Source organism: Streptomyces sp. JN8, assembly GCF_055808075.1.
Map to the genome: position 1 here is coordinate 2,445,549 of NZ_CM147852.1, position 15,426 is coordinate 2,460,974.

The 15,426-nt window shown below is 73.6% G+C and carries 11 protein-coding genes; 3 read left to right on the forward strand and 8 right to left on the reverse strand.

Translation table 11 applies throughout. The annotated features are described in order from the left end of the window. The first annotated feature begins 1 nt into the window (after window position 1). The 3 genes from ACY0MR_RS10430 (at window position 2) to ACY0MR_RS10440 (ending at window position 6,633) form a co-directional block, all read left to right on the forward strand. Window positions 2-4,651: an Lhr family ATP-dependent helicase gene (locus tag ACY0MR_RS10430; RefSeq protein ID WP_473560451.1), complete on the forward strand. Its 4,650-nt coding sequence runs from the start codon at window positions 2-4 to the stop codon at window positions 4,649-4,651. A 117-nt stretch (window positions 4,652-4,768) separates the two neighbouring features. After that, window positions 4,769-5,584, forward strand: a complete 816-nt coding sequence (locus ACY0MR_RS10435) for a DNA-formamidopyrimidine glycosylase family protein (RefSeq protein WP_473560453.1) — start codon at window positions 4,769-4,771, stop codon at window positions 5,582-5,584. 233 nt (window positions 5,585-5,817) lie between these two features. Beyond that, window positions 5,818-6,633, forward strand: a complete 816-nt coding sequence (locus ACY0MR_RS10440) for an SDR family NAD(P)-dependent oxidoreductase (RefSeq protein ID WP_473561761.1) — start codon at window positions 5,818-5,820, stop codon at window positions 6,631-6,633. Here ACY0MR_RS10440 and ACY0MR_RS10445 read toward each other — a convergent pair. The 8 genes from ACY0MR_RS10445 to ACY0MR_RS10480 form a co-directional block, all read right to left on the reverse strand. Beyond that, window positions 6,581-6,850, reverse strand: a complete 270-nt coding sequence (locus ACY0MR_RS10445; RefSeq protein ID WP_187284124.1) for a hypothetical protein — start codon at window positions 6,848-6,850, stop codon at window positions 6,581-6,583. The genes ACY0MR_RS10440 and ACY0MR_RS10445 overlap by 53 nt on opposite strands. Before the next feature lie 224 nt (window positions 6,851-7,074). Then, the gene (locus ACY0MR_RS10450; protein WP_030326330.1) at window positions 7,075-7,458 is read right to left on the reverse strand and encodes a helix-turn-helix domain-containing protein; all 384 of its coding nucleotides are present in this window, start codon (window positions 7,456-7,458) and stop codon (window positions 7,075-7,077) included. 109 nt (window positions 7,459-7,567) lie between these two features. Further along, a complete protein-coding gene (locus ACY0MR_RS10455) occupies window positions 7,568-8,089 on the reverse strand; it encodes a CinA family protein (protein WP_388806948.1) in 522 nt (173 codons plus the stop codon). Continuing rightward, complete coding sequence (gene pgsA / locus ACY0MR_RS10460; protein WP_388806950.1) at window positions 8,086-8,760, reverse strand: CDP-diacylglycerol--glycerol-3-phosphate 3-phosphatidyltransferase; 675 nt, start codon at window positions 8,758-8,760, stop codon at window positions 8,086-8,088. Before pgsA ends, ACY0MR_RS10455 begins: the two co-directional genes overlap by 4 nt. Continuing rightward, window positions 8,757-10,274 (reverse strand): 30S ribosomal protein S12 methylthiotransferase RimO, encoded by a 1,518-nt coding sequence (gene rimO / locus ACY0MR_RS10465; protein WP_388806952.1) that lies wholly within the window; start codon window positions 10,272-10,274, stop codon window positions 8,757-8,759. The genes pgsA and rimO overlap by 4 nt, the downstream gene beginning before the upstream one ends. Window positions 10,275-10,364: 90 nt before the next feature. Continuing rightward, the gene (locus tag ACY0MR_RS10470; RefSeq protein ID WP_388806954.1) at window positions 10,365-11,192 is read right to left on the reverse strand and encodes a helix-turn-helix domain-containing protein; all 828 of its coding nucleotides are present in this window, start codon (window positions 11,190-11,192) and stop codon (window positions 10,365-10,367) included. Window positions 11,193-11,486: 294 nt separating this feature from the next. After that, a complete protein-coding gene (locus ACY0MR_RS10475) occupies window positions 11,487-14,318 on the reverse strand; it encodes a DNA translocase FtsK (protein WP_473560458.1) in 2,832 nt (943 codons plus the stop codon). Window positions 14,319-14,444: 126 nt separating this feature from the next. Then, a complete protein-coding gene (locus ACY0MR_RS10480; protein WP_148006438.1) occupies window positions 14,445-15,119 on the reverse strand; it encodes a response regulator in 675 nt (224 codons plus the stop codon). Window positions 15,120-15,426 lie beyond the last annotated feature (307 nt).

A 15,426-nucleotide genomic window follows, 5' to 3' on the forward strand; every position in this document is an offset into this window, starting at 1 on the left:
CATGGTGAGGTCCGCGCTCGACTCGTTCTCCCCCGCGACCCGCGGCTGGTTCACCGGGGCCTTCACGGCGCCCACGGCGGCGCAGGAGGGCGCCTGGACGGCCATCGGGGCGGGCTCCGACGTGCTCGTGGTCGCTCCGACGGGCTCGGGCAAGACCCTGGCCGCGTTCCTCGCCTCCCTGGACCGGCTCGCCTCCGCTCCGCCGCCGGCCGAGCCGAAGAAGCGCTGCCGCGTGCTGTACGTGTCGCCGCTCAAGGCCCTGGCCGTGGACGTCGAGCGGAACCTGCGCTCACCGCTGACCGGGATCCGGCAGGAGTCGGTCCGGCTCGGGCAGCCCGAGCCGGACATCAAGGTCGGGATCCGCTCCGGCGACACCCCGCCGGCCGAGCGCCGCGCCCTCGCGACCCGCCCGCCGGACATCCTGATCACCACGCCCGAGTCGCTGTTCCTGATGCTGACCTCCGCCACCCGGGACGCTCTCGCGGGCGTGGAGACGGTCATCCTCGACGAGGTCCACGCGGTCGCGGGCACCAAGCGGGGCGCGCACCTCGCGCTCTCCCTGGAGCGCCTCGACGAGCTGCTCCCCCGCCCCGCGCGCAGGATCGGCCTGTCGGCCACGGTCCGCCCGGTGGACGAGGTGGCGCGCTACCTGTCGCCGGGCCGCGCCGTGGAGATCGTGCAGCCTCCCTCGGGCAAGGAGTTCGACCTGTCCGTCGTCGTCCCCGTCGAGGACATGGGCGAGCTGGGGGGCTCACCCGCGTCCGAGGGCAAGGACGGCGGCGACAAGCCGTCGATCTGGCCGCAGGTCGAGGAGCGGATCGCCGACCTGGTCCAGTCCCACCGGTCCACGATCGTCTTCGCCAACTCCCGCCGCCTCGCGGAGCGCCTGTGCAACCGGCTCAACGAGATCGCGTACGAGCGGGAGACCGGCGAGCCCCTCCCCGAAGGAGCGCCCCCGGCCCAGGTCATGGCCCAGTCCGGGGCGGCCGGCGGCGCCCCAGCGCTGCTCGCCCGGGCCCACCACGGCTCGGTGTCGAAGGAGCAGCGGGCCCAGGTGGAGGAGGACCTGAAGGCGGGCCGGCTGCCCGCCGTCGTGGCCACGTCCAGCCTGGAGCTGGGCATCGACATGGGCGCGGTCGACCTGGTGGTGCAGGTCGAGTCGCCGCCGTCGGTGGCCTCCGGGCTCCAGCGCGTGGGCCGCGCCGGCCACCAGGTCGGCGCGGTGTCGACGGGCGTGGTCTTCCCCAAGTACCGCGGCGACCTGGTGCAGGCCGCGGTGGTGACCGAGCGGATGCGCACGGGCGCGATCGAGTCGATGCGGATCCCCGCCAACCCGCTGGACGTCCTCGCCCAGCAGCTCGTGGCCATCGTGGCGCTCGACACCTGGCAGGTGGACGACCTGCTCGCCCTGGTGCGCCGGGCGGCGCCGTTCTCCTCACTGCCCGAGTCGGCGTTCACCGGCGTGCTCGACATGCTCGCCGGCCGCTACCCGTCGGACGCCTTCGCCGAGCTGCGCCCGCGCGTGGTCTGGGACCGGGTCGCGGGCACGGTCACGGGCCGGCCGGGAGCGCAGCGGCTCGCCGTCACCTCCGGCGGCACGATCCCCGACCGGGGCCTCTTCGGGGTGTTCCTCGTCGGCTCGGACCCCAAGAAGGGCGGGGGCAGGGTCGGGGAGCTCGACGAGGAGATGGTGTACGAGTCCCGGGTCGGCGACGTGTTCACCCTCGGCACCACCTCCTGGCGGATCCAGGACATCACCCGGGACCGGGTGCTCGTCACCCCGGCGCCCGGCGTGCCCGGCAGGCTGCCGTTCTGGAAGGGCGACCAGCTGGGCCGCCCGCTCGAACTCGGCCGCGCGCTCGGCGCCTTCCTCCGCGAGGTCGGCGCGCTCACGGACGAGGACGCACGGCTGCGGCTGCTCACCGCCGGCCTGGACGCCTGGGCCGCGGAGAACGTCATGGCGTACCTCAAGGAGCAGCGCGAGGCCTGCGGCCACGTGCCCGACGACCGGACGATCCTGGTCGAGCGCTTCCGGGACGAGCTCGGGGACTGGCGGGTGGTCATCCACTCGCCGTTCGGCGCGCAGGTGCACGCCCCGTGGGCGCTGGCGCTCGGCGCCCGGCTCGCCGAGCGGTACGGCATGGACGCGCAGGTGATGCACGCGGACGACGGCATCGTGCTGCGCCTGCCGGACGCGGACCTGATGGGCCTGGACATGGGCCTGGACCTCCTCGACCACGAGCCGGTCGACCCCGGACGGCACCTGGACACGACCTTCGACGCCGACAAGGCACCGGTCGGCGCGGCCGACGCCCTCTTCGACAAGGGCGAGATCGGCCAGATCGTCACCGACCAGGTGGGCGGCTCGGCGCTGTTCGCGTCCCGCTTCCGCGAGTGCGCCGCGCGCGCCCTGCTGCTGCCCAAGCGCAACCCCGGCAAGCGCACCCCGCTCTGGCAGCAGCGGCAGCGCGCCGCCCAGCTCCTCCAGGTGGCCAGCGAGTTCGGCTCCTTCCCGATCGTCCTGGAGGCCGTCCGCGAATGCCTCCAGGACGTCTTCGACCTGCCCGGTCTGACGGAGCTGATGGGCGACATCGAGGCCCGCCGGGTCCGCCTGGTCGAGGTCACGACAGCGGAGCCGTCCCCGTTCGCCCGCTCGCTCCTCTTCGGTTACGTGGCGCAGTTCCTGTACGAGGGCGACTCGCCGCTCGCCGAGCGGCGGGCGGCCGCGCTCTCCCTGGACTCCCGGCTGCTCGCCGAGCTGCTCGGCCAGGCGGAGCTGCGCGAGCTCCTGGACGCCGACGTCCTGACGGAGCTGGAGCAGGAGCTCCAGTGGCTGACGGACGACCGCCGCGTCAAGGACGCCGAGGGGGTCGCGGACCTGCTGCGGGTGCTGGGTCCGCTGACCGACGACGAGCTGGCCGGGCGCGGGGCCGAGCCGGACTGGGCGCCCGGGCTCGAGACGGCCCGCCGGGCGATCCGGGTCCGGATCGGGGGCCGGGAGCACTGGGCGGCCGTCGAGGACGCGGGCAGGCTCCGCGACGCCCTCGGCACCGCCCTGCCCGTCGGCGTTCCGGAGGCCTTCACCGAGCCGGTGAAGGACCCGCTGGGCGACCTCCTCGCCCGTTACGCGCGGACGCACGGCCCGTTCACCTCCTCCCAGGCCGCCGCGCGCTTCGGCCTGGGAGCGGCCGTCACCGACGGCGCCCTCCAGCGGCTCGCCGCCGGCGGCCGCGTCGTCCAGGGCGAGTTCCACCCCTCCGGCATCGGCCAGGAGTGGTGCGACGCCACCGTCCTGCGCCGGCTGCGCCGCCGTTCCCTCGCGGCGCTCCGCCACGAGCTGGAGCCGGTGCCGCCCGCGGCGCTCGCCACCTTCCTGCCGCAGTGGCAGCACCTGGGGAGCAGCAGCCTGCGCGGCATCGACGGCCTCGCCCGGGCGATCGAGCAGCTCCAGGGGGCGCCGGTGCCCGCGTCGGCGCTGGAGAAGCTGATCCTGCCGTCCCGGGTCCGCGACTACTCCCCCGGGCTCCTCGACGAGCTGACGACCACCGGCGAGGTGCTCTGGGCGGGGGCCGGGGCGCTGCCCGGCAAGGACGGCTGGGTCTCGCTCTACCTGGCGGACGCGGCGCCGCTGCTCCTCCCGCAGCCGCACCCGCTGGAGCTGTCCGCCCTGCACGAGTCGGTGCTCACCACCCTCTCCGGCGGGTACGGCCTGTTCTTCCGGCAGATCGCCGACCAGATCCGGGCCACCACCCACCCGGACGCCACCGATCCGCAGCTGGTGGACGCCCTGTGGGACCTGGCCTGGTCGGGCCGGCTGACCAACGACACCCTGGCCCCGCTGCGCTCGCTCCTCGGCTCGGGCCGCACGGCCGGCTCCACCGCCCACCGTGCGCGCCGCACGGTCCCGCGCGGCCGGTTCGGCACGCTCTCCGCGTCCGCCCGTCCCACCTCCCGCACCGGCCCGCCCACGGTCTCCGGCCGCTGGTCCCTGCTGCCCCCACCGGAGCCGGAGCCGACCCACCGGGCGCACGCCCTCGCCCGTACGCTCCTCGACCGGCACGGTGTGGTCACCCGGGGCGCGGTGGCGGCCGAGGGGGTGGAGGGCGGCTTCTCCGCCACGTACCGGATCCTGGCGGCCTTCGAGGACAGCGGGCAGGCCCGGCGCGGCTATGTGGTCGAGGGCCTCGGAGCGGCCCAGTTCGCGATGGACGGGGCGGTGGACCGGCTCCGGGCCGCCGCGACGGCCCGGGACCGCGGCGCGGAGGCCGCGGCGGGTCCCCGTGCGCTGGTCCTCGCGGCTGCGGATCCGGCGAACGCCTACGGGGCGGCCCTGTCCTGGCCCGAGCCCCCGACGGGCGCGGGCCACAAGCCGGGGCGCAAGGCGGGCGCCCTGGTGGTCCTGGTCGACGGCGAGCTCGCGCTCTACATGGAGCGGGGCGGCAAGACCCTCCTGTCCTGGCGGACGGAGCCGGACGATCCGGCGCTCAGGGCCGCGGCGGAGGCCCTGGCGGCGTCCGCGAGGTCGGGCACCCTGGGCACCGTCACGGTGGAGCGCGTCAACGGCGCGACGTCCCTCACGTCGCCCCTGGCCGGCCCGCTGGAGACGGCGGGCTTCGTCGCCACCCCGAGAGGCCTCCGCCTCCGCGCCTGACCGGCACCGCCCGGAGGACGGAGGACACGGGACGCGTCGGGGGACGCGGAGCGGGAGACGGGCCGGTGGAGGACGCCGCGCCCGTACGGGACGCCGATCACCCGGCATCATGGAACCGTGCCCGAAGGAGACACCATCTGGCAGGCCGCCCGCCGCCTCCACACCGCGCTGGCCGGCCGCCGACTGACGCGCGCGGACCTCCGGGTCCCCCGCTTCGCCACCGCCGACCTGACCGACCGCACGCTCCTCGACGTCACCTCCCGGGGCAAGCACCTGCTCACCCGCATCGAGGGCGGCCTCACCCTCCACTCCCATCTCCGGATGGACGGCGCCTGGCGCGTGTACGCCACCGGGGAGCGCCCGCGCGGCGGCCCGGAGCACCAGATCCGCGCGATCCTCGGGAACACCGAGCAGACCGCGTACGGCTACCGCCTGCCGGTCCTGGAGCTGATCCGCACCGCGGACGAGCCGGACGTGGTGGGCCATCTGGGGCCGGACCTGCTCGGACCCGACTGGGGCGCCCCTGCCGCCGCGGAGGCGACCCGCCGGCTGACGGCGGACCCCGCACGCACGCTCGGCGAGGCCCTGCTGGACCAGCGGAACCTGGCGGGGATCGGCAACGTGTACAAGTCGGAGCTGGCCTTCCTGGCCGGCGTGACCCCCTGGCTGCCCGTCGGCGACCTCGCGGCCGACCTCCCGGCCCGGCTGGTGGCGACGGCCCACCGCCTCCTGGAGGCGAACAAGGACCACCCCGACCGCCGCACCACCACCACGCGCCGCCCGGGGACCCGCCTGCACGTCTACGGCCGCGCCGGACACCCCTGCCTCCGCTGCGGGGGCCCGATCCGCAAGGCGGAACTCGGCGACCGGGTCACGTACTGGTGCCCCGGCTGCCAGCGGGGCCCGTCGAACGAGACCGCCCCCGATAATTGACGCCCCGTCAGATACGGTCGTACGGTCCGACCATGACGGACACGGCGCACACCCCGCACACGCCGCACGCACCCGGGGAAACGGGACCGACCGACCCCACCGGCGACGCCACCGGACCGACCGACCCCACCGACGACGCCACCGGACCGACCGACCCCACCGACGACGCCACCGAGGCGACCGGCGCCGCCACCGACACCGCAACCCGTGCGGCCGACGCGACCGACGCCACCGTGACGACCGACGCCACCAAGGCGACCGACGCGAGTCCCGGAGCGCTCCCACCCCGCCTCCCCGCCTACGACCTCACCGGCCGCACCGCCTTCGTCACCGGCGCCGCGAGCGGCATCGGCCGCGCCACCGCCGTCCTCCTGGCCCAGGCGGGCGCCACCGTGCACTGCGCGGACCGCGACGAGCCCGGCCTCCGGGAGACCGTCTCCCTGGTCTCCCGCGAGGGCGGCACCGCCCACGCGCACGCCCTGGACGTCACCGACCGGACCGCGCTCGCGGCCGCCGTCCGCGCGGCGGGCCCCCTGCACGTCATGGCCGCCGTGGCGGGGATCATGCACACGAGCTCGGTCCTGGAGACGCGCGAGGAGGACCTCGACCGGATCCTCGCGGTCAACTTCAAGGGCGTGCTCTACGCCTGCCAGGAGGCGGCCGGCTCGATGATCGCGGCCGGCGTCCCGGGCTCGATCGTCACGATGGCCTCGGGCGCGATGGACACCGCGAGCCCGGGCCTGCTCTGCTACAGCGTCACCAAGGCGGCCGTCGTCCAGCTGACGAAGACCCTGGCGACGGAGGCGGGCCGGCACGGCATCCGGGTCAACGCGGTCGCCCCGGGCTGGATCCGCACCCCCATGACCGACCGGCACGAGCCGACCGCGCAGGAGCAGGCGGAGGCCGCGATGATCCGCCACTCACCGCTGGGCCGGGTCGGGGAGGCCCGGGACGTCGCGCACGCGGTCCTCCACCTCGCCTCCGACGCCTCGGCCTTCACGACAGGCCAGATCCTGCGCCCCAACGGCGGCGTCGCGATGCCCTGGTGATCCGCCGGGCCAGGACTCCCGGCCGTCCCGACGAGGCGGCCACGTGCACCGGCAGCAGGCTCAGCCCCCAGCCGCCGGCGGCCACCGCCCCCTCGACCGTGCCGGCCTCCGCCGGCATCAGGAGCAGGCGCAGCACCGCCCACCACCAGAGCCCTCCGGCCACCAGCCCGATCGCGACCAGCGCGAGCGTGGCCGGCGGCATCCGTCGCCGTACCATGGCCGCCTCCTGCCGTCGACGCTAGACCGGCAGGATCACCCTGCGGGAGGGCGCACCGGAGGCAGACCCGGCGCACACGGCCCAGTCGTGCGTTCCCCCCACCATGCACGAGGCACCGGAACCCGGCATCTCAGACAAGTGACGCGGCCCCCCAGCGGAAAGCCCCGGCCGGCACCCAGGGGTGCCGACCGGGGCTGAACCCGTATCGCTTCGAACGGCGACGACTAGGCGGCGACCACGTCGACCGCTTCCGCGGGCGCCTTGATGGTCACCCGCTCGGTGGGCACGCGGCCCACCGACGTCACCGACACCGAATTGAGCATCGGGCGCACCGGCGTCGGCACCGGCTCGCTCGCCGCTGCCGACTCGGCCAGTTCGGCCAGTGACAGCTCGTCGCTCACTTCACGCATGAGCTCGGACATCCGTACGTCCAGCGCGTCGCAGATCGCGGAGAGCAGTTCGGAGGAAGCCTCCTTCTGCCCCCGCTCCACCTCGGAGAGATAGCCGAGCGAGACTCGGGCGGACGAGGAGACTTCGCGCAGAGTACGGCCTTGGCGCTGGCGCTGCCGACGCAGCACGTCACCCAACAGGCGACGGAGCAGAATCATCGGTGGCTCCCTCCTCGGACCGCGTAGCCGCATCCTTCACGCCCCACCGTACCGCCTCGCGCTGCGGCCGTGCGGGGAGCGATGTCGTGTTCACTCAGGGCTGCAAACATCAATTCCCCCCGTTCTGTTCCGTATCCTGTGCCCGCGCATTTCCCGAGAGTTCCTCCTGGAGCAGTTCCAGCACGCTCCGTACGCTCTCTCTACGGATTTCCGCGCGGTCCCCGTTCAACCTCAACGAGACCACTTTCCCGGCCCGGGCGCCCGTCGCGGCGGGTCCCGCCACCGCGACGTAGACGGTTCCGACCGGCTGCCCGTCCTGCGGATCGGGCCCCGCGACCCCGGTCGTGGAGATCCCCCAGTCGGCGCCCAGCCGGTCCCGTACACCCGCCGCCATCTGCAGCGCGACCTCGGGATCCACCGCTCCGCACTCGGCGAGCAGGCCCGCGTCGACGCCGAGCAGCTCCTGCTTGAGGGCCGTGGCGTAGGCCGTGACCGACCCCCGGAAGGACACCGAGGCCCCGGGGACTCCGGTGAGCTCCGCGGCCACCAGTCCGCCCGTGAGCGACTCCGCGGCGGCCAGCGTGTGACCACGCTCCGCGAGCAGCGCCAGCACCCGGGCGGCCTCGGTCATCGCGTCGCCGCCTCCGACACCGCGGCGGCCCGCTCGGCGGCGAGGCCCTGGCGGCGCAGCAGGACGGCCTGGCGGACGTAATCCAGACCGGTGACGACCGTCAGCACGACGGCGAGCGCCATCACCCAGAAGCGGAGGGTGGCGAGCGGGCCGGTGAGCATCAGCACGTACATGCCGACCGCCGTGCCCTGGGCGAGCGTCTTCATCTTGCCGCCGCGGCTGGCGGGGATGACCCCGTGGCGGATCACCCAGAACCGCATGAGGGTGATCCCCAGCTCGCGGGCGAGGATCACGCCCGTCACCCACCAGGGCAGGTCCCCGAGCAGGGACAGCGAGACGAGGCCCGCCGCCATGATCGCCTTGTCGGCGATCGGGTCGGCGATCTTCCCGAAGTCCGTGACCAGGTTGTACGCGCGGGCGAGGTGCCCGTCGAAGACGTCCGTGATCATGGCGACGGCGAAGGCCGCCCAGGCCCAGGCACGCCAGGCGGGGTCGTGACCGCCGTCCTGGAAGAGCAGCAGCACGAAGGCCGGGACGAGCACGAGCCGGATCATGGTCAGGATGTTGGCGATGTTCCACAGACTGGCCTGGTTGACGGCCGCCGTGCCCAGCTTGCCGCGGGGCGCCGGCCTACCGGTCCCGCCCGTCGCGGATGCCGGGACTCCGGTCATCTGCCTGCCTCCTCGAAAAGACACTCGGCCACCAGGTCGACGCCCTCCGTGCCGACGACCTTCGCCACGACCATACGGCCCGGAGCCACGTCCGGGCTCGTGCCGCCGGCCGTGGTGAGGACCACCTGACCGTCGGTCTCGGGCGCCTGGTGCGCGGCGCGGCCGATCACGCCGTCCTCGTCGTCCACGGACTCGACCAGTACCTCCAGGGTCTCTCCGATCCGCTCCTCCGCGCGCTGCGCGGTGAGCTCTTCGGCGAGCCGGGAGAGGTGGGCGAGGCGCGCGTCGACGACGTCCTGGTCGAGCTTGTGCTCGTACGAGGCGGCCTCGGTGCCGTCCTCGTCGGAGTAGCCGAAGACACCGATCGCGTCGAGCCGGGCGTGGGTGACGAAGCGTTCCAGCTCGGCGAAGTCGGCCTCGGTCTCGCCGGGGAAGCCGACGATGAAGTTGGAGCGGGCACCCGCGGTGGGGGCCTTCGACCGGATGGTCTCCAGGAGCTCCAGGAAGCGGTCGGTGTCGCCGAAGCGGCGCATCGCCCGCAGCACGTCGGGGGCGCTGTGCTGGAAGGACAGGTCGAAGTACGGCACGACCTTGTCCGTCGAGGTGAGGACGTCGATCAGGCCGGGGCGCATCTCGGCGGGCTGGAGGTAGCTGACGCGGACGCGCTCGATGCCGTCGACGGCGGCGAGCTCGGGCAGCAGGCTCTCCAGGAGCCGGATGTCGCCGAGGTCCTTGCCGTACGAGGTGTTGTTCTCGGAGACCAGCATGACCTCCTTGACCCCCTGCTCGGCGAGCCAGCGCGTCTCGTTCAGCACGTCCGAGGGACGGCGCGAGACGAAGGAGCCGCGGAAGGAGGGGATGGCGCAGAAGGAGCAGCGGCGGTCGCAGCCGGAGGCGAGCTTCACGGAGGCGACGGGGCTGGTGTCCAGGCGCCGGCGGAGCGGGGCGCGCGGCCCGGAGGCGGGCGCCAGGCCGTCGGGCAGGTCGCTGGGGACGTCCTCGGGCGCGGTGGCCGGGGCGGCGGGCGCGGGGGCGTCCACGGCGCCGTGGCCGGGGAGGGCGACCGCGGCGGCGGCCGCCTGGCGCTCCACCGGCGAGAGCGGCAGCAGCTTGCGCCGGTCACGCGGGGTGTGCGCCTCGACACTGCCACCGCTGAGGATGGTCTGGAGGCGGTTGGAGATGTCGGAGTAGTCGTCGAAGCCCAGGACGCCGTCGGCCTCCGGAAGGGCCTCGGCGAGCTCCTTGCCGTAGCGCTCGGCCATGCAGCCGACGGCGACGACGGCCTGGGTGCGGCCGTGGTCCTTCAGATCGTTGGCTTCGAGGAGGGCGTCGACGGAGTCCTTCTTGGCGGCCTCGACGAATCCACAGGTGTTGACGACGGCGACGTCCGCGTCCTCGGCGTTCTCGACGAGCTCCCAGCCGTCCGCTGCCAAGCGGCCTGCGAGCTCCTCCGAGTCCACCTCGTTACGGGCGCAGCCAAGAGTGACAAGGGCGACGGTACGGCGTTCGGGCATGGACTCAAGACTACTTCGTCCCGGCCGTTCCCCCGTCGCGCAGGGTTCACCTGCGCGACAGGGGCCACATCACGGGCCCGGCGGGGCGGCTCAGCCGGCCTCGGGGTCGCCCTTGGTGTAGGTCAGCCGCTCGACCTGGCCGGATTCGAACTTGTCGTCGATCTTCTTGCCGTTGACGTAGAGCTCGATCGCCCCGGCGTTGCCGAGGACGAGGTCGATGCGCTCGTCGTCCTGGAAGGTCTTGGACTCGCCGTCCAGGAGCAGCCCGTCGAAGAGCAGCTTGCCGTTGGCGTCCTTGGCCGAGATCCAGCTCTTGCCCTCGGCGGCGGTCATCTTCACCGTCACCTTGTCCTGCGGGACCGCGGCGATCGCGCTCTCGGTGGGCTTCGGCGGCGTGGGCTTGACCGGCTTCGGCTTGCCCGCGGAGGTGGCCTTCTCCGGCGCGGGCGCCGGGCCTCCGTCCGCGGCGGAGGTGCCCTTGGGCGCCTCGTTGCCGTTGAACATCGTGAAGCCGACGAACCCGACGACGGCGACGATGGCCGCGACCATCGCGGCGGTCCAGTTGGGCCGGCGCGGCTCGGGGCGGATGCGTTCCGCCTCGAACAGCGGGGCTGCGGGGGTGGGCGCGGGACGGCCGCCGTGCTCGGCGTCGTACTGCTCGATCAGCGCGGCCGGATCGAGACCGACGGCACGCGCGAGCGTGCGGATGTGGCCGCGGGCGTAGACGTCGCCGCCACAGCGGGAGAAGTCGTCCTCCTCGATCGCGTGCACGATCGGAATCCGGACACGGGTGGAGGCACTGACCTCTTCGACGGTGAGACCGGCGGCGATGCGGGCCTGCTGGAGAGCACGACCGATCGAGTCCCGGTCGTCTGCCGGGAAGGTCCGGTCGTCTTCGGGGGAGTTGCCGATGGACACGAGAGCGCCTTTCGAGCGTGTAGCCACCTGCTGGACGTTCAGTCTATGGGTGGTACGAAAGGGTGGGGCAACCGGGCGGGTGCTGTTTGTACGCCATGAGGCTGGGACATCCTTCTGTCCCTCCGCTCAACTTGACGTACGGCCAGGGGAAACGGTTGCCCTCCATTCCCTTACGAGTGAGTCTCGGCCCGGTCTCGATCGCGTACCCGCTCCCCGGACGTCCACTCCGGCCGGGCGCCGCGTTGCTCCGGACGGGTCCCCCGCGCTCTCCCGGGGGACCCGTCCGGCCGCGCGCTATTCGGCCGACTCGCCCCGGATCACGGCCAGCACGCCGTCCAGCTCGTCGGGCTTGACCAGGACGTCGCGGGCCTTGGAGCCCTCGCTCGGACCGACGATGTTCCGGGACTCCATGAGGTCCATCAGCCGCCCGGCCTTGGCGAAGCCGACCCGCAGCTTGCGCTGGAGCATCGACGTGGAGCCGAACTGCGTGGAGACGACCAGTTCGGCCGCCTGGCACAGCAGGTCGAGGTCGTCGCCGATGTCCTCGTCGATCTCCTTCTTCTGCCGGGTCGCGACCGTGACGTCGTCCCGGAAGACCGGGGTCATCTGGTCCTTGCAGTGCTGCACGACGGCCGCGACCTCGTCCTCGGTGACGAAGGCGCCCTGCATGCGGACGGGCTTGTTGGCGCCCATCGGCAGGAACAGCCCGTCGCCCTTGCCGATGAGCTTCTCGGCGCCCGGCTGGTCGAGGATGACCCGGCTGTCGGCCAGCGAGGAGGTCGCGAAGGCGAGCCGGGACGGCACGTTCGCCTTGATGAGGCCGGTGACGACGTCCACGGACGGCCGCTGGGTGGCGAGCACCAGGTGGATGCCGGCGGCGCGCGCGAGCTGGGTGATGCGGACGATCGAGTCCTCGACGTCCCGGGGCGCCACCATCATCAGATCGGCGAGCTCGTCGACGATGACCAGCAGGTACGGGTACGGGTTGAGCTCCCGCTCGCTGCCCTCGGGCAGCGTGATCTTGCCGTCCCGGATCGCCTGGTTGAAGTCGTCGATGTGCCGGTACCCGAAGGCCGCCAGGTCGTCGTAGCGGAGGTCCATCTCCTTCACCACCCACTGGAGGGCCTCGGCGGCCCGCTTGGGGTTGGTGATGATCGGCGTGATCAGGTGCGGGATGCCCTCGTACGCGGTGAGCTCCACCCGCTTCGGGTCGACGAGGACCATCCGGACGTCCTCGGGGGTCGCCCTTATCATGATCGAAGTGATCAGGCAGTTGATGCAGGAGGACTTTCCGGAGCCGGTCGCACCGGCGACCAGGACGTGCGGCATCTTCGCCAGGTTGGCCATCTCGTAGCCGCCCTCGACGTTCTTGCCGAGCGCCACCAGCATCGGGTGGTCGTCCTCGGCCGCGGCGGCGAGCCGCAGCACGTCGCCGAGGTTGACCATCTCCCGGTCGCTGTTGGGGATCTCGATGCCGACCGCGGACTTGCCGGGGATCGGCGAGATGATCCGCACGTCCGGGGAGGCCACGGCGTACGCGATGTTCTTGGTCAGGGCCGTGATCTTCTCGACCTTCACCGCGGGCCCGAGCTCGACCTCGTACCGCGTGACCGTCGGCCCCCGGGTGAAGCCGGTGACGGCCGCGTCGACCTTGAACTCGGTGAAGACGTTCGAGAGCGAGTCCACCACGGCGTCGTTGGCGGCACTGCGCGTCTTGCCGGGCCCACCCCGCTCCAGGAGGTCCAGCGAGGGCAGGGCGTACGTGACGTCGCCGGCCAGCTGGAGCTGCTCGGCGCGGGGCGGCAGGTCGGTCGGCTCGGGCGCGGGCTTGGTCAGATCCGGTACGCCTCCGCCGGGCCGCCGTCCGCCGCCGCGGGCGGGCGGTACGGGCGCGGCCGGAGCGTCCGTCTCCGCCGCCTCGGCCGCCGCCTTCGCCGCGGCGTCCACGGCGGCCTTGCGGTCCGCGGTGACGTCCCGGGTGAGGTCGGCGACGACCGGGGACGGAGGCATGCCGTTGAGCACCGCGCCGTCGAGCGCGGCGGCCGCCGCCGCGGCCACGTCCACCGGGTCCAGGCCGTCCTCGGCGTCGCGCTCCGAGGGGCGGCGGGCCAGCCGGCTGCGCCGTTCGAGGAGCTCCGCCTCGGCCCGGTCCACGTCGTAGGGGTCGGCGGGGCCGCGGCGCCGCGCGGGCCGGCCGGTGCGGGGCTGCGGCCGGGCCTCCCGCCACTCGTCGTCGCGGCCGTCGTACTCGCCGACGGGGATGCCGCGCCCCTCGGTGTCGTCCTGCGCGGGGTCGTAGGCGGGCTCGACGATGCCCAGCCTGGCACCGAGGGCGCGCAGCCGCTGCGGGATCGCGTTGACCGGGGTGGCGGTGACGACGAGCAGCCCGAAGAGGGTGAGCAGCACCAGCATCGGTACGGCGAGGACCTCGCCCATCATGAAGACGAGCGGCTGGGACGCGGCCCAGCCGATGAGCCCGCCGGCGTTCTGCATGGCCTCGCTGCCGTCGCCGCGGCCGGGTGAGCCGCACGCGATGTGGACCTGGCCGAGGACGCCGATGACGAGGGCGGAGAGCCCGATGCTGATGCGGCCGTTGGCCTCGGGCCTCTCCGGGAAGAGGATGAGGCGTACGCCGATCGTGCCGACGAGCAGCGGGACGAGCAGGTCGAGCCGGCCGAAGGAGCCGGTGACGAGCATCTCGACGAGGTCGCCGACGGGGCCCCGGAGGTTGGACCAGGTGCCCGCGGCGACGATCAGGGCGAGGCCGAGCAGCAGGAGGGCGAGGCCGTCCTTGCGGTGTGCCGGGTCGAGGCCCTTGGCGCCCCGCCCTATCCCCCGGAACATCGCCCCGACCGCGTGCGCGAGGCCCAGCCAGGCGCCGCGGGCGATCCGGTAGACGCCCCCGGTGGGGGACGGTGCGGGCCGGGGCGCGGGGCGCTTCGCCGCGGGCTTCCGCGCGGGGGCGCGCTTGGCGGGCGCCGCCTTCCTGGCCGCCGTCTTCTTCGCGGGCGGCTTGGCGGGGGACTTCGCCGGTGCCGCCTTCTTCGTGGCGCCCGTCGTACGACCGGCGCGCGGCTTCGCGGCCGCCGTGCCCTGGGAACCCTTGCCGGACGTACGTGAAGCCATGATGGTGAGGTTACCGGTGTGACGACCGGCTGTCCGCCTCACCCGTTCGTGTCGTTCCCACCGTGGCCCGAAGGTGACGCCGCCTCATGCGGGACGGCGCCCGCCCGGAACCACGGTGACGGGACGTCAGCTCTGGGTCGGGAGCGTCGGCGCGGCGCCGGTGCCGGGCTCCAGGGCGTCCAGCGCCCGGCGCAGTCCGGTGAGCTTGCGCTCCAGGTGCGCGGCGGTGGCGACGGCCGCCGCGTCGGCGGAGTCGTCGTCGAGCTGCTTGGACAGGGCCTCCGCCTGCTCCTCGACGGCCGCGAGGCGCGCGGACAGCTCGGCGAGCAGACCGGCGGTCTCCTTGCCGTGGCCGCCCTCGCCGCCGCCCTCCAACTGGAGCCGGAGCAGCGCCGCCTGCTCGCGCAGCTTGCAGTTCTTCATGTACAGCTCGACGAAGACCGACACCTTGGCGCGCAGCACCCACGGGTCGAACGGCTTCGAGATGTAGTCCACCGCCCCGGCCGCGTACCCGCGGAAGGTGTGGTGGGGGCCGTGGTTGATCGCGGTGAGGAAGATGATCGGGATGTCCCGGGTCCGCTCCCGCCGCTTGATGTGGGCGGCGGTCTCGAAACCGTCCATACCCGGCATCTGGACGTCGAGCAGGATGACCGCGAAGTCGTCCGTCAACAGCGCCTTGAGCGCTTCCTCCCCGGACGATGCCCGCACCAGCGTCTGATCGAGCGCGGAGAGAATGGCCTCCAGCGCCAGCAGATTCTCCGGCCGGTCATCGACCAGGAGGATCTTGGCCTTCTGCACCATGCCCCGTCCTCCTCGCCCCGGCAACGTCTCTCCCCGGCTCCCGGAACCGGGGGAAGCACCGGGCGCCGCCCCAGAAGACGACTCCCTGACGCCGTCCGTCCTTGTGCCGGTCATCGTAGCCGCACCCCGCCCGTCGCCACACCCTGTCACCGCGATGTCACTGTGCACGTACCGGAAACGCGGTGGGAGACCAGAAGGTTCCCCGTATCCCGGCCCCTCACACCCCCCTGGCGACAGTCCGTCAGCGAGGACGCCGAGCCGGGCGCGACCCGGCGGTCCCACGGCGCGCAGGCCCTCGCCCGCACCG